Source organism: Pseudomonas thivervalensis (assembly GCF_001269655.1).
Taxonomy (GTDB): Bacteria; Pseudomonadota; Gammaproteobacteria; order Pseudomonadales; family Pseudomonadaceae; genus Aquipseudomonas; species Aquipseudomonas thivervalensis.
Genome location: NZ_LHVE01000007.1, coordinates 531797 through 551593, shown reverse-complemented (window position 1 = coordinate 551593; position 19797 = coordinate 531797). Strand labels below are relative to the sequence as shown.

General features: G+C 62.0%; 14 protein-coding genes. 6 read left to right on the top strand and 8 right to left on the bottom strand.

What is annotated here, in order from left to right; genetic code table 11:
- Window positions 1-66 precede the first annotated feature (66 nt).
- The 3 genes from AD659_RS10170 to AD659_RS10160 all read right to left on the bottom strand — a co-directional run bounded on the left by AD659_RS10170 (window position 67) and on the right by AD659_RS10160 (window position 3316).
- Window positions 67-1311: a lipoprotein-releasing ABC transporter permease subunit gene (locus tag AD659_RS10170; protein ID WP_053120747.1), complete on the bottom strand. Its 1245-nt coding sequence runs from the start codon at window positions 1309-1311 to the stop codon at window positions 67-69.
- A 63-nt stretch (window positions 1312-1374) separates the two neighbouring features.
- Entirely contained in the window at window positions 1375-2058 is a 684-nt protein-coding gene (lolD, locus tag AD659_RS10165) for a lipoprotein-releasing ABC transporter ATP-binding protein LolD (RefSeq protein WP_162843734.1), read from the bottom strand.
- 7 nt (window positions 2059-2065) lie between these two features.
- Window positions 2066-3316, bottom strand: a complete 1251-nt coding sequence (locus AD659_RS10160; protein ID WP_053120745.1) for a lipoprotein-releasing ABC transporter permease subunit — start codon at window positions 3314-3316, stop codon at window positions 2066-2068.
- Window positions 3317-3410: 94 nt separating this feature from the next.
- Here AD659_RS10160 and AD659_RS10155 point away from each other — a divergent pair, with 94 nt between their 5' ends.
- Together AD659_RS10155 and AD659_RS10150 are read left to right on the top strand one after the other, a co-directional pair.
- On the top strand, window positions 3411-4007 hold the full coding sequence (locus AD659_RS10155) for a PilZ domain-containing protein (RefSeq protein ID WP_053120743.1): 597 nt from the start codon (window positions 3411-3413) through the stop codon (window positions 4005-4007).
- On the top strand, window positions 4004-4726 hold the full coding sequence (locus tag AD659_RS10150; RefSeq protein ID WP_053120741.1) for a glycerophosphodiester phosphodiesterase: 723 nt from the start codon (window positions 4004-4006) through the stop codon (window positions 4724-4726). Before AD659_RS10155 ends, AD659_RS10150 begins: the two co-directional genes overlap by 4 nt.
- Before the next feature lie 42 nt (window positions 4727-4768).
- Here AD659_RS10150 and sthA read toward each other — a convergent pair whose 3' ends face one another.
- Both sthA and AD659_RS10140 read right to left on the bottom strand, forming a co-directional pair.
- Window positions 4769-6163 (bottom strand): Si-specific NAD(P)(+) transhydrogenase, encoded by a 1395-nt coding sequence (gene sthA, locus AD659_RS10145; protein ID WP_003183399.1) that lies wholly within the window; start codon window positions 6161-6163, stop codon window positions 4769-4771.
- A gap of 357 nt (window positions 6164-6520) precedes the next feature.
- A complete protein-coding gene (locus AD659_RS10140; RefSeq protein WP_053120740.1) occupies window positions 6521-7510 on the bottom strand; it encodes an FAD:protein FMN transferase in 990 nt (329 codons plus the stop codon).
- A 205-nt stretch (window positions 7511-7715) separates the two neighbouring features.
- Here AD659_RS10140 and tcuC point away from each other — a divergent pair, with 205 nt between their 5' ends.
- Entirely contained in the window at window positions 7716-9014 is a 1299-nt protein-coding gene (gene tcuC / locus AD659_RS10135) for an MFS transporter (protein ID WP_053120738.1), read from the top strand.
- A 107-nt stretch (window positions 9015-9121) separates the two neighbouring features.
- On the opposite strand, the gene AD659_RS10130 is transcribed toward tcuC, so the two are convergent.
- Window positions 9122-10585, bottom strand: a complete 1464-nt coding sequence (locus tag AD659_RS10130) for a glyceraldehyde-3-phosphate dehydrogenase (RefSeq protein ID WP_053120736.1) — start codon at window positions 10583-10585, stop codon at window positions 9122-9124.
- Between the two features lie 168 nt (window positions 10586-10753).
- On the opposite strand from AD659_RS10130, the gene mfd reads away from it, so the two are divergent.
- From mfd to AD659_RS10115, 3 genes are read left to right on the top strand one after another with little or no spacing between them, the layout of a single operon-like run.
- Window positions 10754-14203 (top strand): transcription-repair coupling factor, encoded by a 3450-nt coding sequence (mfd, locus tag AD659_RS10125; RefSeq protein ID WP_053120734.1) that lies wholly within the window; start codon window positions 10754-10756, stop codon window positions 14201-14203.
- A gap of 10 nt (window positions 14204-14213) precedes the next feature.
- Complete coding sequence (locus tag AD659_RS10120; RefSeq protein ID WP_053120732.1) at window positions 14214-14780, top strand: CsiV family protein; 567 nt, start codon at window positions 14214-14216, stop codon at window positions 14778-14780.
- Window positions 14781-14791: 11 nt separating this feature from the next.
- Window positions 14792-17485: a DEAD/DEAH box helicase gene (locus tag AD659_RS10115; protein ID WP_053120730.1), complete on the top strand. Its 2694-nt coding sequence runs from the start codon at window positions 14792-14794 to the stop codon at window positions 17483-17485.
- A gap of 382 nt (window positions 17486-17867) precedes the next feature.
- Here the strand turns inward: AD659_RS10115 and nagZ are convergent, their stop codons facing one another.
- Both nagZ and AD659_RS10105 read right to left on the bottom strand, forming a co-directional pair.
- Window positions 17868-18866, bottom strand: coding sequence for a beta-N-acetylhexosaminidase (nagZ, locus tag AD659_RS10110; RefSeq protein WP_173667204.1), 999 nt, complete (start codon window positions 18864-18866; stop codon window positions 17868-17870).
- A 183-nt stretch (window positions 18867-19049) separates the two neighbouring features.
- Window positions 19050-19757 carry a TetR/AcrR family transcriptional regulator gene (locus tag AD659_RS10105; RefSeq protein ID WP_053120726.1) on the bottom strand — a complete coding sequence of 236 codons (708 nt, stop codon included), beginning with the start codon at window positions 19755-19757 and terminating at the stop codon, window positions 19050-19052.
- Window positions 19758-19797 lie beyond the last annotated feature (40 nt).

Here is a 19797-nt window from a genome sequence, read left to right as displayed (position 1 = left end):
GCTCCCTCGCCACAGGGGCCGTGTCCCTGCCCCCAAGCACGGCAGCCTCAGCGTCCTGCGACAGTCTCAGGAATACCGCAACGCCTGCGCCGGTTCGATCTTCGCCGCACGCCACGCCGGGTACACCGTGGCGAGGAAGCTCAGGATGAACCCGGCCGAGCAGATCAGCACCACGTCCCCCCGCTGCAGTTCCGACGGCAGGTTGCTGACGAAGTACACGTCGGAACTGAAGATATGCTGGCCACTGACCCGTTCCAGCCAGCCCACCAGCGCACTGACGTTCAACGCCGCGACCACGCCCAGCACGCCACCAATGAGCGTGCCGACGACGCCGATCACCGTGCCCTGGACCATGAAAATCGCCATGATCTGCCGCGGCGTGGCGCCAATGGTGCGCAGGATCGCGATGTCCGCACCCTTGTCGTTCACCACCATGATCAGCGTAGCGATGATGTTGAACGCCGCCACCGCGACGATCATCAGCAACAGCAAGCCAATCATGGTCTTTTCCATTTTCATGGCGCTGAACAGGCTACCCTGGGTGTGGGTCCAGTCATCAGCCTTGTAGGTCGCGCCCAGACCGGTGGCGATGTCACCGGAAACCTTCGGCGCCGCGTACAAGTCTTTCACCGCCAGGCGCACGCTTTGCACCTGGTTCGGCTGCCAATGCTGCATCTGCGCGGCGTCGGCCAAGTGGATCAACGCCATGGAGCCGTCCAGCTCCGCACCGACCTTGAACACACCCACGACATTCAAGCGCTGCATCCGCGGGGTGATGCCGCCCGGCGCGGTGCTGACTTCCGGCACGATCAACGTCAGCTTGTCGCCGACATTCAAACGGAAACGCCGCGCTGTGATCTCGCCGATGACCACACCGAATTCGCCTGGCTTCAAGGCATCGAGACGCCCCTGGACGATATGCTGGGCGACGATGGACACCTTGCCTTCCTGGGCCGGATCGATGCCGCTGATCTGGATCGGCTGCATCGAACCTTTATGGCTCAGCATCCCTTCCATCTCGGTAAATGGCACGGCCGCGGTGACTTCGGGATTTTTCAGCGCTGCGGCGGCCACCGGCTGCCAGTCATCGATCGGACTGACACCGACGATGGTGGCGTGAGGGACCATGCCGAGGATGCGCGAGCTCATTTCGCGCTGGAAGCCGTTCATCACCGACAACACCACGATCATCGCCAGCACGCCCAGGGCGAGGCCGATCATCGAGGTCATGGAGATGAACGAAACAAAGCGATTGCGGCGCTTGGCGCGGGTATAGCGCGTGCCGATAAAGATCGATAACGGTCTGAACATTCGCGGGGCACCGTATGAAAATAAAAGACCCGGTACTGGTTTCCAGCGCCGGGTTTCGGTCGGTCAGATGGGCGTCAGGCAACCTTCCTGCAAGTGCAGGACGCGGTCCATCTGCCGGGCCAGGTTCATGTCGTGGGTCACCACCAGGAACGCCGTGCGCATCGAGGTGCTGAGCTCCAGCATCAAATCCTGGATGCCCTGGGCGGTGTGGGAGTCGAGGTTGCCGGTCGGCTCGTCGAGCATCACCAGGCCAGGCTTGTTGACCAAGGCCCGGGCAATCGCTACGCGCTGGCGCTCGCCACCGGACAGCTCGGCCGGCTTATGTTCCAGGCGATGCCCCAGCCCTACCCGCTCCAACAGCGCCGTGGCGCGCTGACGGGCCTCGGGAATCGCCGTGCGGCCAATCAACAGCGGCATGCAGACGTTTTCCAGCGCGGTGAACTCGGGCAGCAGATGGTGGAACTGGTAGACAAAACCCAGGGAGCGGTTGCGCAGCAGGCCACGGGCCTTCTCGTTCAGCGCCGACAGTTCTTCGCCAGCCAGCCAGACACTGCCGGCAGTGGGTGTATCCAGGCCGCCCAGCAGGTTGAGCAAGGTACTTTTGCCCGACCCGGAGGTGCCGACAATCGCCACGCGCTCGCCAGGGTGCAACTCCAGTTGCAGGCCCGACAACACCACCACCGACTCCGGGCCTTCCTCGTAGGATTTGCCCAGGTTGCGGCAGCTCAAGATTGCTTTTTCACTCATGCCCGACTCACTCATAACGTAACGCCTCCGCAGGCTGGGTGCGCGCGGCACGCCAGGCAGGATACAGGGTGGCGAGGAAACTCAGGACCAACGCGGCGCCGCAGACCATCAACACGTCATCGGACTGCAACTGCGAGGGCAGGTAGTCGATGAAGTACACGTCGGCGTTGAGGAACTTGTGCCCGATCAGGCCTTCAAGGCCGGCGATCGCGGCGCTGACATTCAGCGCGGCAAACATCCCGACCAGGGCGCCGACGAACGTGCCGATCACGCCGATGACCGTGCCCTGGACCATGAAGATGCGCATGATCTGCCCCGGCGTGGCGCCGAGGGTGCGCAGGATGGCGATGTCGCCCTTCTTGTCGTTCACCACCATCACCAGGGTGGAGATGATGTTGAACGCTGCCACGGCAACGATCAGCAACAGCAGCAGGCCGATCATGGCTTTTTCCATGCGGATCGCCTGGTACAGGTTGCCGTGGGTGCGGGTCCAGTCCCGGGCATAGTAGCGGTCTTCGCCGAGTTGCTGGGCGATGGTCCAGGCCACACGCGGGGCCTGGAACAGGTCGTCGAACTTCAAGCGCAGGCCCTGGACCTGGTCCGGTTTCCAGCGATGCAGGCGGGCCAGGTCCTGGAGGTTGGTGACCCCCAGGTAACCGTCCAGCTCGCCGGCGCCGACATGGAAAATGCCGACCACGGTAAAGCGTTTCATGCGCGGGAACATACCGCCCGGGGTCACGGTAACTTCCGGGGCGACGAAGGTCAGCTTGTCGCCAATGGCCACGCCGAGCTTGGCTGCGGCCTTGTCGCCGATGACGATGCCGAAGCTGCCGGGCGCCAGGTCGTCGAGTTTGCCCTGTTGCATGAAGTTATCGATGATCGATACTTGCCGCTCCAGTCCAGGGTCGATGCCATTGAGCAACACCTTGGACACCTTGCCGTCGTTGGTCAGCAGCCCTTGCATCTGGGTGAAGGGCGCAACGGCCAGCACCTGCGGGTTCTGCTTGACCTTGGCGGCCAGGCTCGGCCAATCGCTGATGGCTTCGCCCGTTTCGAGGGTCGCGTGGGGCACCATGCCCAGCACGCGGGTGCGCATCTCATGGTCGAAACCGTTCATCACCGACAGCACGACGATCATCACGACCACGCCAAGGGCCAGTCCGATGATGGACGTCAGGGAAATGAACGATACGAAATGATTGCGACGCTTTGCACGGGTATAACGCGTGCCGATAAATACGAAGAGAGGTCTGAACATGTCGGGGCTTGTTCGGAGGGAAAAGGAACGTCCTTGTGGCGGGGGTCACAAACCAGCTTTACACTCAGACCACCGCCGCTACCATGGGTTCGCCATGTCGACATTAGATGAAGAAGATCGCCGCGAATACTACCGTATCGAGGACACGATCGCACTGGAAATTCGGCCCCTGTCCATTCCTGAAGCTGCTGGCCAGGAAGTGTTGCAGGATGCTTCTCCGTTGTTCAATCTGCTCAGCGAACTGCACCTGAGCGAATTCGAGTCACAGCACCTGCTGCGCCAGATCAGCGAGCGCGAACGCAGCATCGCGGCGTACCTCAAGGCGATGAACAAACGCATCGACCTGCTCAGCCAGGTCATTGCCCTGACGGTGCTCGGCGAAATCGGCGAACCGCAGCCGGTGATCATTTCCGAAGGCGGCATCGACTTCCAATACCCCACCCCCATCGCCGTCGGTACCCACCTGTCGATCAAACTGGTGCTGATGCCCCAGGCCCTCGGCTTGTTGCTGCGGGCGCGGGTCACCCACTGTGACCCCAAGGGCGACGGCTACGACGTGGGCACCGAGTTCGAACGCCCGACCGACGCCCAGCGCCAGTTGCTGGCCCGCTACATCCTGCAGAAACAGGCGCAAGAACGGCGCCTGGCCCGGGAACTGAACGAATCAGGTATCAATAAGGAAGAACCGTGACCCTCATTTATGGCCACCGCGGCGCCAAGGGCGAAGCGCCGGAAAACACCCTGACCGGTTTTCAGGAGTGCCTCAAGCACGGCGTACGCCGTTGCGAGCTGGACCTGCATCTTTCAATGGACGGCGAGTTGATGGTGATCCACGACCCGACCCTCAAGCGCACCACCGACCGGCGCGGCAAGGTGGTGGAGCATTCCGCCGCCGAGCTGGTGACCTACGATGCGCGCAAGGGGGGGCCGGGCTGGATCAAGCCGTGCCCGATCCCACGCCTGGAGGAGTTGTTCGAGCAGTGTGATTTCGAGCATTGGCAACTGGAGGTCAAGAGCGCCTCACGCACCCGCGCCGCCGCCACGGTGCTGGGCATCCGCGAAATGGCCCAGCGTTTCGGGCTGCTGGACAAAATCACCATCACCTCCAGCTCCCGGGAAGTGCTCAAGGCAGCCCTGGACCTGACCCCGGACATTTCCCGTGGGCTGGTGGCCGAATACGCCTGGCTAGACCCGCTGAAGGTCGCCCAGAGCTACGGCTGCGAGATTCTGGCGCTGAACTGGACCCTGTGCACGCCGGAACGCCTGGCCAAGGCGCAGCGCCAGGGCTTGCATGTGTCGGTGTGGACGGTCAACGAGCCCGCGCTGATGCGCAGGCTCGCCGACTTTGGCGCTGACAGCCTGATTACAGACTTTCCCGGTTTGGCCACTGCCACGCTCGAGAATTGCTGAAATCGGTCTCCCCGGCCGGCTCAGGCCACCGGCCGGAGCCGCTCAAAAAAGCCGGTTGAGCCCGTCATAGGCGGCGACCCGATAGGCCTCGGCCATGGTCGGGTAGTTGAACGTGGTGTTGACGAAGTACTTCAACGTGTTCAGTTCGCCCGGCTGGTTCATGATCGCCTGGCCGATGTGCACGATCTCCGATGCCTGGTAGCCGAAGCAGTGCACGCCCAGCACTTCCAGGGTCTCGCGGTGGAACAGGATCTTCAGCATGCCTTGCGGCTCGCCGGCGATCTGCGCGCGCGCCATGCTCTTGAAGAAGGCCTTGCCCACTTCGTACGGCACCTTGGCCTGGGTCAGCTCCTGCTCGTTCTTGCCGATCGAGCTGATCTCCGGAATGGTGTAGATGCCGGTCGGCACGTCGTTGACGAAGCGCCAGCTGCCATTGTCGACAATGCTGCCAGCAGCCGAACGGCCCTGGTCGTGGGCAGCACTGGCCAGGCTCGGCCAGCCGATCACATCGCCGGCACCGTAGATGTTCGGCACGCAAGTGCGGTAGTTCTCGTCGACTTCGATCTGGCCACGGCTGTTGACCTTCACACCGATGTTTTCCAGGCCCAGGGTGTCGGTGTTGCCGGTACGGCCGTTGCACCAGAGCAAGGCGTCGGCCTTGATCTTCTTGCCGGACTTGAGGTGCAGGATCACGCCATTGTCGACGCCTTCGACGCGGTCGTAGTCTTCGTTGTGGCGCACGGTGATGTTGTTGTTGCTGAAGTGATAACTCAGGGCCTGGGAGATTTCCGAGTCCAGGAAGCTCAGCAACTGGCCGCGGTTGTCCACCAATTCCACCAGCACACCCAGGCCGCTGAAGATCGAGGCGTATTCGCAACCGATCACGCCAGCGCCGTAGACGATGAGCTTACGTGGGGTATGACCCAGGCTCAGGATGGTGTCGCTATCGTAGATCCGCGCATGGTTGAAATCGATGTCGGCCGGGCGATACGGGCGCGAACCGGTGGCGATGATGATGTGCTTGGCCACCAGCTTCTCGACCACGCCGTTGCCACAGACCACCTCGACCGTCTGCTCGTCGGCAAAGCTGCCGGTGCCGAAGAACACGTCCACACGGTTGCGGGCGTAGTAGCCGGTACGCGAGGCCACTTGCTTGGAGATGACCTTCTCGGCGCTCTTGAGCACGTCCGGGAAGGAGAACCAGCGCGGCTCGCCGATGGCCCGGAACATCGGGTTGGTGTTGAACTGCATGATCTGCCGGACCGAGTGACGCAAGGCCTTGGACGGGATAGTGCCCAGGTGGGTGCAGTTGCCGCCGACCTGCCGACGGCTGTCGACCATCGCCACCTTGCGCCCTGCCTTGGCCGCGTTCATTGCCGCGCCTTCCCCCGCCGGGCCGGAGCCCAGTACCACCACGTCGTAGTTGTAGACAGCCATGCGTACTCCTCAGAACAGGCCGCGATGCCACATTTGACACCGACGGCTAAATCATGCCGGCCTGCGGCATGAAGGAACAATTTGGGGCCGGTTCACGAGCCCGGCCACAGTCTATAGAAGCGTCAACGCCGCGCACATTACCCCTTGGTCGCGTCGTAGGCTAGTTTTGCCTGCGCTATTTCGCCACAGGCAACCTTTCAAAACGCTGTCAGCGTTCACTTAAAATTTGCCCGAACCATCGTGGCGAGGGAGCTTGCTCCCGCTGGGCTGCGAAGCGGCCCCTTTTGTGAGCGCTTCGCACTCAAGCGGGAGCAAGCTCCCTCGCCACGGGTTTATCGGTGAATGACACGTCGGTGTTCATTGGTTTTTTCCGCCCGTCATCCGTTCAAAGGCATCATTGGTGCGAACGACGAAACGGTCATTGTCCCGCAATACAAAAAATACCCCGATGCCATGTTCCTGGGCATAGTCCCAACCCCGTTCAGGGCCGAGAATCAGCAACAGCGTCGATAGTCCATCGGCCATTAGCGCCGAAGGATGAATCACCGTGACGGACGCCAGATTGTGTAGGACCGGCGTACCCGTACGCGCATCAAAAGTGTGGGAATAGCGCTGACCGTCCTGCTCGAAATATTTACGGTAGTCACCCGAGGTTGAAACCCCGTAGCCGTTGACCTCGATGACACGCTCGGCCACCTGCCGGTCGTCCCGGGGCTCTTCCAGGGCGATACGCCAGGCCGAGCCATCGGGTTTGCGCCCGACGGCCTTGAGTTCGCCGGTGGCTTCGGCCAGGTAACTGTCGATGCCCAGGGCCTGGAGCCTGGCCGCGATGCGGTCGACGGCATAACCGGCGGCGATACTGTTGAAATCGACTTCCACTGCGGCGTCCTTGCACAACCGGTCGCCCTCAATGCGCAAATGACCATGACCGACGCGCTGGCGCGCCAAGGCCAACGCTTCGGCGCTAGGTACTGTTTCTCCGCGGGACTGGGGACCGAAGCCCCACAGGTTCAGCAGCGGCTCCACCGTCAGGTCGAAAGAGCCATCGCTTTGACCCGAAAACTGCTCGCCCACGCGGATCAACGCCAGGACCGGGCCAGGCATGACCTGGCAACTGTGGGCCGGCAATGCATTGAAGCGCTCAATGTCCGAGTCACTGCGATAGGTCGAGAGTTGCCGATCCACTTCGGCCAGGATGTTTTCCACCTCGGTCTGCACCTTTTTCGGAGCGGGCCCGGCGGAATGCCTGACGTACTGAATGGAATAATGGCTGCCCATGGTCGGACCGCCGAAGCGCTCCAGGGTGTCGTCGCTGCCGCAACCGGACAACACGCCGGCCAGCACCATAAGCCCTATCCATCGTCCAGTTAACAAATCTTCATCTCCCCTCAAAACCGCGCCCGCCATTATGAACGCCAGCGCACGCAAAAAACCTTGTGGGAGCGAGCTTGCTCGCGATAGCGGTGCGTCAGTCCTGCCGCCATCGCGAGCAAGCTCGCTCCCACAGGGTGCAGCGCTTTCATACAAGATTTACCAGAGTGAGTACCTACCCATGTCTTCCAATACGAGCAACGGCAAGGCGATTTTTCGCGTTGTCAGCGGCAACTTCCTGGAGATGTTCGACTTCATGGTCTACGGCTTCTACGCCACGGCCATCGCCAAAACGTTCTTCCCCGCCGACAGTGCGTTCGCCTCGCTGATGCTGTCCCTGGCCACGTTTGGCGCCGGATTCCTGATGCGTCCCCTGGGGGCGATTTTTCTCGGCGCCTACATCGACCGCCACGGCCGTCGCAAAGGCTTGATCATCACCCTGGCGCTCATGGCCATGGGCACCATACTGATCGCCTGCGTACCGGGCTACGCCGTCCTCGGCGTGGCGGCGCCCTTGCTGGTGCTGCTGGGCCGCTTGCTGCAAGGTTTCTCCGCTGGCGTGGAATTGGGTGGCGTGTCGGTTTACCTGGCGGAAATCTCCACGCCGGGGCGCAAGGGTTTCTTTGTCAGTTGGCAATCCGCCAGCCAACAGGCGGCCGTGGTGTTTGCCGGCCTGCTGGGGGTTGGCCTCAATCACTGGCTGAGCCCCCAGGAGATGGGTGATTGGGGCTGGCGCGTACCGTTCCTGGTGGGTTGCATGATTGTCCCGGCGATCTTCATGATCCGTCGCTCGCTGGAAGAAACACCGGAGTTCCAAGCGCGAAAACATCGTCCCAGCCTGTCGGAAATTGTCCGTTCCATCGGTCAGAACTTCGGTATCGTCGTGGCCGGTATGGCGCTGGTGGTGATGACCACCGTGTCGTTCTACCTGATCACCGCCTACACACCGACCTTCGGCAAGGCCGAGTTGAACCTCTCGGACCTGGATGCGCTGCTGGTCACGGTGTGCATCGGCTTGTCGAATTTCTTCTGGCTGCCTGTGATGGGGGCATTTTCCGACAAGATCGGCCGCAAACCCCTGCTGCTCGGTGCGACTGTCCTGGCGATCCTGACCGCCTATCCCACGCTGTCCTGGCTGGTGGCTAACCCCAGTTTCAGCCATTTGCTGATCGTCGAGCTGTGGCTGTCGTTCCTGTATGGATCCTACAACGGCGCAATGGTCGTGGCCTTGACGGAAATCATGCCGGTCGAGGTGCGCACCACCGGTTTCTCCCTGGCTTACAGCCTGGCGACGGCAACGTTCGGCGGGTTTACCCCGGCGGCCTGTACCTACCTGATCCATGTGCTCGACAACAAGGCGGCACCGGGCATATGGCTCAGTGGGGCGGCGGTGCTGGGGTTGATTGCGACGCTGGTGCTGTTCAAGGGCAATCGGCATGAACTGCGGACGGCGCAGGCCTCCGTAGTGGGCGGCGCCTGATAAATCGTCATCGCGAGCAAGCTCGCGAAGAGGCCAGTCCAGGCACCACAAAACCCAGACAAAAAAACGCCCCGACAAGTCGGGGCGTTTTCACAAGCGGCTAAGGCTTAGCGCGGGAACGCTGGCGGGTTTACCCCGGCCATGTCTTCCATCACGCGAACCACCTGGCAGCTGTAACCGAACTCGTTGTCGTACCAGACGTACAGGACAACGCGGTTGTCTTGGCTGATGGTGGCTTCAGCATCCACCACACCGGCGTGGCGCGAGCCCACGAAGTCGGTGGACACCACTTCCTGGGAATTGACGAAGTCGATCTGCTTGTGCAGGTCGGAGTGCAGCGCCATGTAGCGCAGGTACTCGTTCATCTCTTCACGGGTGGCCGCTGTCTCAAGGTTCAGGTTGAGAATGGCCATCGACACGTTCGGCGTCGGCACGCGGATCGCGTTGCCGGTCAGCTTGCCGGCCAGTTCAGGCAGGGCCTTGGCGGCAGCGGTGGCGGCACCGGTCTCGGTGATGACCATGTTCAGCGCGGCGCTGCGGCCACGGCGATCGCCCTTGTGGAAGTTGTCGATCAGGTTCTGGTCGTTGGTGTACGAGTGAACCGTTTCGACGTGACCATTGACGATGCCGAACTTGTCGTTCACAGCCTTGAGCACCGGCACGATGGCGTTGGTGGTGCAAGAGGCGGCGGAGACGATCTTGTCGTCAGCGGTGATGTCGCCGTGGTTGATACCGTGAACGATGTTCTTCAGCTTGCCCTTGCCAGGCGCGGTCAGGACAACGCGGTCGACACCCGGGCAGGCCAGGTGCTGGCCCAGGCCGTCGGCATCACGCCATACACCGGTGTTGTCCACCAGCAGTGCGTCCTTGATGCCGTACTGGGTGTAATCCACCTCGGTCGGGTTCTTCGCGTAGATCACCTGGATCAGGTTGCCGTTGGCGGTGATGGTGTTGTTTTCTTCGTCGATGGTGATGGTGCCGTTGAACGAACCATGGACCGAATCGCGACGCAGCAGGCTGGCGCGCTTGGTCAGGTCGTTCTCGGCGCCCTTGCGCACCACGATGGCGCGCAGGCGCAGGCCGTCGCCACCACCGGTTTTTTCGATCAGGATGCGCGCCAGCAGACGGCCGATACGACCGAAGCCGTACAGGACCACGTCGGTGCCTTTGCGAGCCGAAACGTTCTGCTGGCCAACCACATCAGCCATCTCTTCACGCACGAACTGCTCGGCGCTACGGCCGTTGCCTTCGTTGCGGAATTTGAACGCCAACTTGCCCAGATCCACCGAAGCCGCGCCGAGCTTGAGCTCGCTCATGGCCTTGAGCAGGGGGAATGTTTCGTGGACGGAGAGTTCGCTGTCGTCGGAAGAACGGTGGCGAGCAAAGCGGTGGGCTTTGAGGATCGCGATGACAGACTGGTTGATCAGGCTGCGGCCATAGATCGAGCTCACCACGTTGTTATTGCGGTAGAGCTGACCGATGAGAGGGATCATCGCTTCGGCGAGCGCTTCACGATCAATCCATTCACCAAGACACTGGTCGGGCTTCTGAGTCACGGTAACCTTCCACATGTAGGGGCTGAAAAAAGGGGCTACATTATGCCGCCGAGTCCTCGGCGGAGCAATGCGCGCCCGTCGCGCCGTGGTTTTCCTGCCTGCCTGGGTAGTCTACGACTGACAGCAGCCCCCTTCCCCCGCTACAATTGTCGACTTTGTCGCAATGCTGGAGCTCAATCTTCCGTGCCCGTTCTGCGTCTTCCGCTTCTCCCTGCCGCGGCAGGTAAACAGCACTGGGGCAACCTGCCCGGTGCCGCCCTGAGCCTGGCCATCGCCGAGGCTGCCAGCGCTGCAAAGCGTTTCACCCTGCTACTGACCGCCGACAGCCAAAGCGCCGAACGGCTGGAACAGGAGCTGAGCTTCTTCGCTCCGGATTTGCCGGTCTTGCATTTCCCGGACTGGGAAACCCTGCCCTACGATCTGTTTTCACCGCACCAGGACATCATTTCCCAGCGAATCGCCAGCCTTTATCGGTTGCCGGAGCTCAGTCATGGCGTTTTGGTAGTGCCGATCACCACGGCCCTACATCGCCTCGCACCGACCCAATTCCTGCTCGGCAGCAGCCTGGTACTGGACATCGGCCAGAAGCTCGACGTCGAGCACATGCGCACCCGTCTCGAGGCCAGTGGCTATCGCTGTGTGGACACAGTGTACGAACACGGCGAGTTCGCGGTACGCGGCGCCTTGATCGACCTGTTCCCGATGGGCAGCAAACTGCCGTATCGCATCGACCTGTTCGATGACGAAATCGAGACCCTGCGCACCTTCGACCCGGAAAACCAGCGTTCCATCGACAAAGTACAGTCGATCCGCCTGTTGCCGGCCAAGGAATTCCCACTGCAGAAAGACGCGGTGACCCGCTTCAAGGCGCGCTTTCGCGAGCGTTTCGATGTGGATTTCCGCCGCTGCCCGATCTTCCAGGACCTGAGCAGCGGGATCACGCCCGCCGGTATCGAGTACTACCTGCCGCTGTTTTTCGAAGAAACCTCCACCCTGTTCGATTACCTGCCCCAGGACACCCAGGTGTTTTCCCTGCCGGGCATCGAGCAAGCGGCAGAAAATTTCTGGAACGACGTGCGCAACCGCTACGAAGAGCGTCGCGTCGATCCTTCCCGGCCTTTATTGCCGCCGGCCGAGCTGTTCCTGCCGGTGGAAGACTGCTTTGCCCGCCTCAAGAGCTGGCCAAGGGTGGTGGCCAGCCAGCAGGACGTGGAAACCGGCGTCGGCCGTGAACGTTTCCCGGCCAAGGCATTGCCGGACCTGGCCATCGAAGCCAAGGCCACGCAACCTTTGGCGGCGCTTGCCGGATTCCTCGACGAATTCCCCGGGCGAGTGCTGTTCACCGCCGAATCCGCGGGCCGTCGCGAAGTACTGCTGGAACTGCTCGAACGCCTGAAGCTGCGACCGAAGACCGTCGACAGTTGGCCGGACTTCGTCGCCGGCAAGGATCGCCTGGCGATCACCATCGCGCCGTTGAACGACGGCTTGGTTCTGGATGACCCGGCCCTGGCACTGGTGGCAGAAAGTCCTTTGTTCGGCCAGCGCGTCATGCAGCGTCGCCGTCGCGAGAAACGCGCCGACGCTGCCAACGACGCGGTCATCAAGAACCTCACCGAGCTGCGCGAAGGCGCGCCCGTGGTGCACATCGATCACGGCGTGGGCCGCTACCTGGGCCTGGCGACACTGGAAATCGACAACCAGGCCGCCGAGTTCCTGACCCTGGAATACGCCGAGGGCGCCAAGCTCTACGTGCCAGTGGCGAACCTGCACCTGATCGCCCGCTACACCGGCAGCGACGACGCCCTGGCCCCGCTGCATCGCCTGGGCTCGGAAACCTGGCAGAAAGCCAAGCGCAAGGCGGCCGAACAGGTGCGCGACGTGGCCGCCGAACTGCTGGACATCTACGCCCGTCGTGCGGCTCGCGAGGGCTACGCCTTCGCCGATCCGAAAGCCGACTACGAAACCTTCAGCGCCGGTTTCCCGTTCGAAGAAACCGTCGACCAGCAAACCACCATCGAAGCCGTGCGCGCCGACATGCTCGCGCCCAAGCCCATGGACCGGCTGGTGTGTGGCGACGTAGGCTTCGGCAAGACCGAAGTGGCGATGCGCGCCGCATTCATTGCCGTGCACGGTGGCAAGCAGGTGGCGATCCTGGTCCCGACCACCCTCCTCGCCCAGCAGCACTACAACAGTTTCCGCGACCGCTTCGCCGACTGGCCGGTGACCGTGGAAGTAATGAGCCGTTTCAAATCCACCAAGGAAGTGAACGCCGCCGTGGCCGACCTGGCCGAGGGCAAGATCGACATCGTCATCGGTACGCACAAGCTGCTGCAGGACGATGTGAAGATCAAGAACCTGGGGCTGGTGATCATCGACGAAGAGCACCGTTTTGGCGTGCGCCAGAAAGAACAGCTCAAGGCCCTGCGCAGCGAAGTCGACATCCTGACCCTGACCGCCACGCCAATCCCGCGCACGCTGAACATGGCGGTGTCGGGCATGCGCGACCTGTCGATCATCGCCACGCCGCCGGCCCGGCGCCTGTCGGTGCGCACGTTCGTCATGGAACAGAACAAGAGCACGGTCAAGGAAGCCTTGCTGCGTGAATTGCTGCGTGGCGGCCAGGTCTATTACCTGCACAACGACGTGAAGACCATCGAGAAATGCGCCGCCGACCTGGCCGAACTGGTGCCGGAAGCGCGCATCGGCATCGGCCACGGGCAGATGCGCGAGCGTGAACTCGAACAGGTCATGAGCGATTTCTACCACAAGCGCTTCAATGTGCTGATCGCCTCGACCATCATCGAAACCGGCATCGACGTGCCGAGCGCCAACACCATCATCATCGAGCGCGCCGACAAATTCGGCCTGGCCCAACTGCACCAGTTGCGCGGCCGGGTCGGGCGTAGCCACCACCAGGCCTATGCCTACCTGTTGACGCCACCGCGCCAGCAGATCACCCCGGACGCGGAAAAGCGCCTGGAAGCCATCGCCAATACCCAGGACCTCGGCGCCGGTTTCGTGCTGGCCACCAACGACCTGGAAATCCGTGGTGCCGGCGAATTGCTCGGCGACGGCCAGAGTGGCCAGATCCAGGCCGTCGGCTTCACCTTGTACATGGAAATGCTCGAGCGCGCGGTCAAGTCGATCCGCAAGGGCGAACAACCGAACCTCGATCAACCCCTGGGCGGCGGGCCGGAAATCAACCTGCGAGTGCCGGCACTGATCCCGGAAGACTACCTGCCGGACGTCCATGCACGACTGATCCTCTACAAGCGCATCGCTTCGGCCAGCGACGAGGACGGCCTCAAGGACCTGCAGGTGGAGATGATCGACCGTTTCGGCCTGCTGCCGGAACCGACCAAGAACCTGGTGCGCACCACGCTGCTCAAGCTCAAGGCCGAGCAACTGGGCATCAAGAAAGTCGATGGCGGCCCCAACGGCGGCCGGATCGAGTTCGAGGCCCAGACGCCGGTCGATCCACTGGTGCTGATCAAGTTGATCCAGGGCCAGCCCAAACGCTACAAGTTCGAAGGTGCCACGATGTTCAAATTCATGGTGCCCATGGAACGCGCGGAAGAGCGCTTCAATACCGTAGAGGCGCTGTTCGAGCGCCTCACCCCGACCACTGCTTGAAGGACGCCCCATGCGCCTGTTTCGCTCACTGACCTTGTTGTTGACCCTGGTCGCTCCCCTGGCGTTTGCCGACGACCTGTATCAAGTTGAAATGATCCTGGTGCGCCAGAATGCCGAGCCGGCGATTGTCAGCCGCGCCGCACCGGAAGACTGGGACACCGGCGCGCAACGCTTGGGCGCGGATAGCCAGCGCACGCCGGCCCTGGGCAACGTCGTCGAGAAACTCACCGCCAGCGGCCAATACACCGTATTGATGCACAAGGCCTGGCAGCAGACCCTCGGTGAACAGGGCCGCAAAGTCGCCATCAGCGACGGTGCCGAACAGTTCGGTCAGTTTCCCATCGAGGGCACCTTGGAACTGAAACTGGGCCGCTTCACCGACGTGGATGCCGATTTCTGGATCAACCAGATCGACGCCAATGGCCTGGTCACCGCCAGCGAGCGCCTCAAGCAGCAGAGCCATACCAAGAATGGCCAACTGAACTTCCTCGACAACGGCCACCTCGGCCTGCTGATCAAGATCACTTCGCTGACTGCGCCCGCACCCCGGCAGGCACCTGAAGTCATTCCGGACTGATTGGCGCGCCTATGTCCTCGCCCCTGAGCAAACCCCTGGCACCTTCCTGGGTCAATCGATTCAAGGAACAGAGCCTGGAGCGCGGGCGCCGTTATGCGCTGGAAAACCGTGTCAGGATCGTCGAGGCCGGCGACAGCACCATCACCGCCAGTTGCGAAGGCTCTGGCGGTAACGTCTACCGTCAGACCATTCGCCTGAAAGAGTCAGCCAAGGGCGCGCTGATTCTGCTCGAGGCCGCGTGCTCCTGCCCGGTGCGCATCAACTGCAAGCACTGCGCGGCGGTGTTGCTGCAAGTCCAGGAAACCCTGGCCTACCCGGCCGCCGAAAAAGACGCGCAGTTGTTGGAAAAACTCCAGGCCGTGCTGGACAACCGCAGCCCCAAGGCCCCGCCGCAAGTGCTGGTGGACAACGTACAACCGGTGCCGCGCCTGTGGCTGGCCAGTATCGAGTTCAGCGCCTTCGAGCCCCGCAATGGCAAGATGCAACGCTACATCCAGCACCGTGCCGCCCTGTCCTTCAGCTACCTGGACGAGTACGTCAGTGGCCAGCGCAACACCGACGTGTTGATCCGCCAGGAAACCCAGACGTTGCGGATAAAACGCCACACCGATGTGGAACAGTCCTACCGCGAGCAGCTACGAATCCTCGGCTTCAAGGTCGCGACCCGACAAAGCAAGGCCCTGCCGGAAAGCGCCGGCGAACTGTACGAGATGGTCAACGACAGTGCCTGGCTGACGTTCACCCTCAACGACCTGCCAAAATTGCGCACCCAGGGCTGGGAATTGCAGATCGACGAGGACTTCGGCTTTGACCTGACAGCCGTGGACGAGTGGTACGCCACGGTCGAGGAAACGCCGGAGCGGGACTGGTTCGACCTGGAACTGGGGATCATCGTCAACGGCGAGCGCCTGAGCCTGCTGCCGATCCTGTTGAACCTGATGCGCTCGCACATCGAATTGTTCAACCCGGAACGCCTGGCCAGGCGTCGGGACGATGAACTCATTCTGGTCAACCTGCCCAACCGTCCGAACTCGGAGTTCGGCCCGCAGCAGGTGGCCCTGCCCTATGGCCGGTTGAAACCGGTGCTGGCGACCCTGGGCGAGTTTTACCTGCAAGAGCCCGGCACCACCAAGCTGCGCCTCAACAGTGCGGACGCCTTGCGCTTGAACCCACTGCAGGACATGCCGTTGACCTGGGAAGGTGGCGAGCACATTCGCGGCCTGGCCCAACGCCTGCGGGATATCAAGGATTACACCGCCACCGCGCCAGAGGGCCTGAACGCGACGCTGCGGCCTTATCAACTCGAAGGCTTGAGCTGGATGCAATCGCTGCGACAGTTGGAGGTCGGCGGCATTCTTGCGGACGACATGGGCCTGGGCAAAACCCTACAGACCCTGGCGCACATTCTCAGCGAAAAAAACGCCGGACGCCTCGACCGGCCGTGCATGGTGGTGATGCCCACCAGCCTGATCCCCAACTGGCTCGACGAAGCATCCCATTTCGCGCCGCAACTCAAAGTACTGGCCCTGTATGGGGCTGGCCGCAAAAAACATTTCAAGCGGCTCGCCGATTACGATTTGATCCTCACCACCTACGCCCTGCTGCCCAAGGATGTCGAGCGCCTGGCCGCACAGCCCTTGCACGTGCTGATCCTCGACGAAGCCCAGTACATCAAGAACCCCACCAGCAAAGCCGCCCAGGCCGCCCGCGAACTCAACGCCCGCCAGCGGTTGTGCCTGTCCGGTACGCCCCTGGAAAATCACCTGGGCGAATTGTGGTCGCTGTTTCACTTCCTGCTGCCGGGGTGGCTTGGGGACGTCAAGAGTTTCAACCGCGATTACCGTGTACCGATCGAAAAGCGCGGCAGCGATGTACGACTGCAGCACCTCAACGGTCGGATAAAACCCTTCCTGCTGCGCAGGACCAAGGAACAAGTGGCGACGGAGTTGCCACCCAAGACCGAGATCATCCATTGGGTCGAGCTCAGCGACGCCCAGCGGGACGTCTACGAAACCATGCGCCTGGCAATGGACAAGAAGGTCCGCGACGAGATTACCCGCAAAGGCGTGGCCCGCAGCCAAATCATCATTCTCGAAGCGCTGCTCAAGCTGCGCCAGGTCTGTTGCGACCTGCGCCTGATCAACGACGCCCCCCCGCCCGCCCGAGGCAGCACCTCGGGCAAGCTCGACAGCCTGATGGAAATGCTCGAAGAGCTGTTCGAAGAAGGGCGCCGGGTGCTGCTGTTTTCCCAGTTCACGTCCATGTTGGCGCTGATTGAAGATGAGCTGAAGAAGCGCGGCGTCGACTACGCCATCCTGACCGGCCAGACCCGGGATCGGCGCACGCCCGTCAAGGAATTCCAGAGTGGCAAGCGTCAGATCTTTCTGATCAGCCTGAAGGCCGGTGGTGTAGGCCTGAACCTGACCGAGGCCGACACGGTGATTCACTACGACCCGTGGTGGAACCCGGCCACCGAAAACCAGGCCACCGACCGCGCCTACCGCATCGGCCAGGAAAAACCGGTGTTCGTCTACAAGCTGATTGCCCGAGGCACGGTGGAAGAGAAGATCCAGCTGCTGCAAAAAGAAAAATCCGCCCTCGCAGCCGGCGTGCTGGACGGACGCGTGGCCGGGGATTGGAAATTGCAGAGCGACGATATCGAGGCGTTGTTCGCTCCGTTGCCGGACAAACTGGAAAAGCGCTGACGCCCCCCTGTGGGAGCCGAGCTGCTCGCGATCGCAGTGGTTCAGTTGCCGCAAATGTTGACTGTGCGGCCGTCATCGCGAGCAAGCTCGCTCCCACAAGAGAAGTTGCGGCGGTCACAAAAACCAGAATCCACCACACTTCCAATGTGGGAGCGAGCTTGCTCGCGATAGCGGTGGTTCAGTTGCCGCAAATGTTGACTGTGCGGCCGTCATCGCGAGCAAGCTCGCTCCCACAGGAGGAGTTGCGGCGGTCACAAAAACCAGAATCCACCACACTTCCAATGTGGGAGCGAGCTTGCTCGCGATAGCGGTGGTTCAGTTGCCGAAAATGTTGACTGTGCGGCCGTCATCGCGAGCAAGCTCGCTCCCACATTGCTCAGCGCTAATCAATCAGCTGCGCAGCCCTTAGCGCGCCGAGCGCCTCGAGCCAGCGAGGGTCCTGGCGGTATTCCGTGGAAGCGTAGGCCTGGCTTCGCATACGGGCGATCCGCGCCGAAGGCTTGACCTTCAGGCGTTGGGCAGCGCTCAGGGCCAGTTCCGCGGCGGCGCGATCATTGCACACCAGGCCCATGTCGCAACCCGCCGTCAAGGCCGCCTCGATACGACTGGCTGCATCACCGACCACATGGGCGCCGGCCATCGACAGGTCATCGCTGAAGATCACACCGTCGAATTGCAACTCACCGCGCAGGATGTCCTGCAACCAGCGACGGGAAAAACCAGCTGGATTGGCGTCAACTTGCGGATAGATAACATGAGCCGGCATGACGGCCGCCAGTTGCTTGCTCAGCCGGGCGAACGGCACCAGGTCGCTGGCGCGAATCTGCTCGAGGCTGCGCTCATCGTTCGGGATCGCCACATGGGAATCAGCCTCGGCCCAACCATGACCCGGGAAATGCTTGCCAGTGGCCGCCATCCCGGCGGCGCTCATGCCACGGATGAAGGCGCCGGCCAGCAACGCTGCGCGCTCTGGGTCACCTTCGAAGGCACGACTGCCGACGACGGCGCTGCGCTGGTAATCGAGGTCCAGCACCGGGGCAAAACTCATGTCGAGACCGACCGCCAACACTTCGGTGGCCATGATCCAGCCGCACTGCTCGGCCAGGTATTCGGCGTTCGGGTTGTCGGCTATCGCCCGCATCGCCGGCAACCGCACAAACCCTTGGCGCAACCGTTGAACACGGCCGCCTTCCTGGTCGACCGCCAATAGAAGGTCGGGGCGGATGGCGCGGATCGACGCACTCAACTCGCGCACTTGCCGCGGATGCTCGATATTGCGGGCAAAGATGATCAGGCCGCCTACTTCAGGCTGGCGCAACAAGTGGCGATCCTCAGCCGTCAGCCAGGTACCGGCGACGTCCACCATCAACGAGCCTTGCAGGCCAGCAGTCATAGTATTTCCTTAATAACGATGAACCCGTGCAATGACGCAGACACGACTACACCGCCGGGCCCAAGGCCCGGCAGGTCGCGGTCATGCGATAAAGAATGGAACGGATTCGAGACGAGAGTCGGCATGGGCGGCTAGCTTAGCGGATGTAGGCAGCCGCGCCCACCCGTGCGCTCAAGCCTTGGCCAGCGCCGGTGTCGATTTGCTGCGTGGACGCAGTTGCGCGGCCGCCATGGCCTCATCGGTGACGCCACTTTCGGCACGCATGCCGGCTGCCAGGAACGGCACCATCAGGCGCATCACCTGCTCGATCGAGGTGTTCAAACCAAAATCGGTTTCAGCGATGGCCCGCAGCGCTTTGATACCAGACATGCTGAACGCGGCGGCACCAAGCATGAAGTGGACGCGCCAGAACAATTCGATAGGCGGAATGCGCGGTGCGGCTTCGTTGACCAGCAGCATGTAGCGACGGAAGACCTTGCCGTACATGTCTTCCAGGTAACGCCGCAGGTGGCCCTGGCTCTGGCTGAAGGCAAGGCCCAAGAGGCGCATGAAAATGGACAGATCGTTACCGCTGCGCGGTTGCACGACGAGGGCTTGCTCGACCAGGATCTCCAGCAGTTCTTCCAAGGTCGGCTTGACGTCAGGCTTGGCCTGGCGCCGCTCCAGTTCGCGATCGAGACTCAGGCAGAAGGGCCCGAGAAATCGCGAGAAAACCGCTTGGATCAGGGCTTTTTTCGAGCCGAAGTGATAGTTCACCGCCGCCAGGTTCACCCCGGCCTTGCTGGTGATCAGACGCAACGAGGTTTCAGCGAAACCTTTTTCCGCGAACAACTGCTCGGCAGCATCGAGAATGCGTTCAACGGTTTCCGACTGGGCCATGGTTACTCCGCCTGACAAACACTTGTTTGAAACATACGTT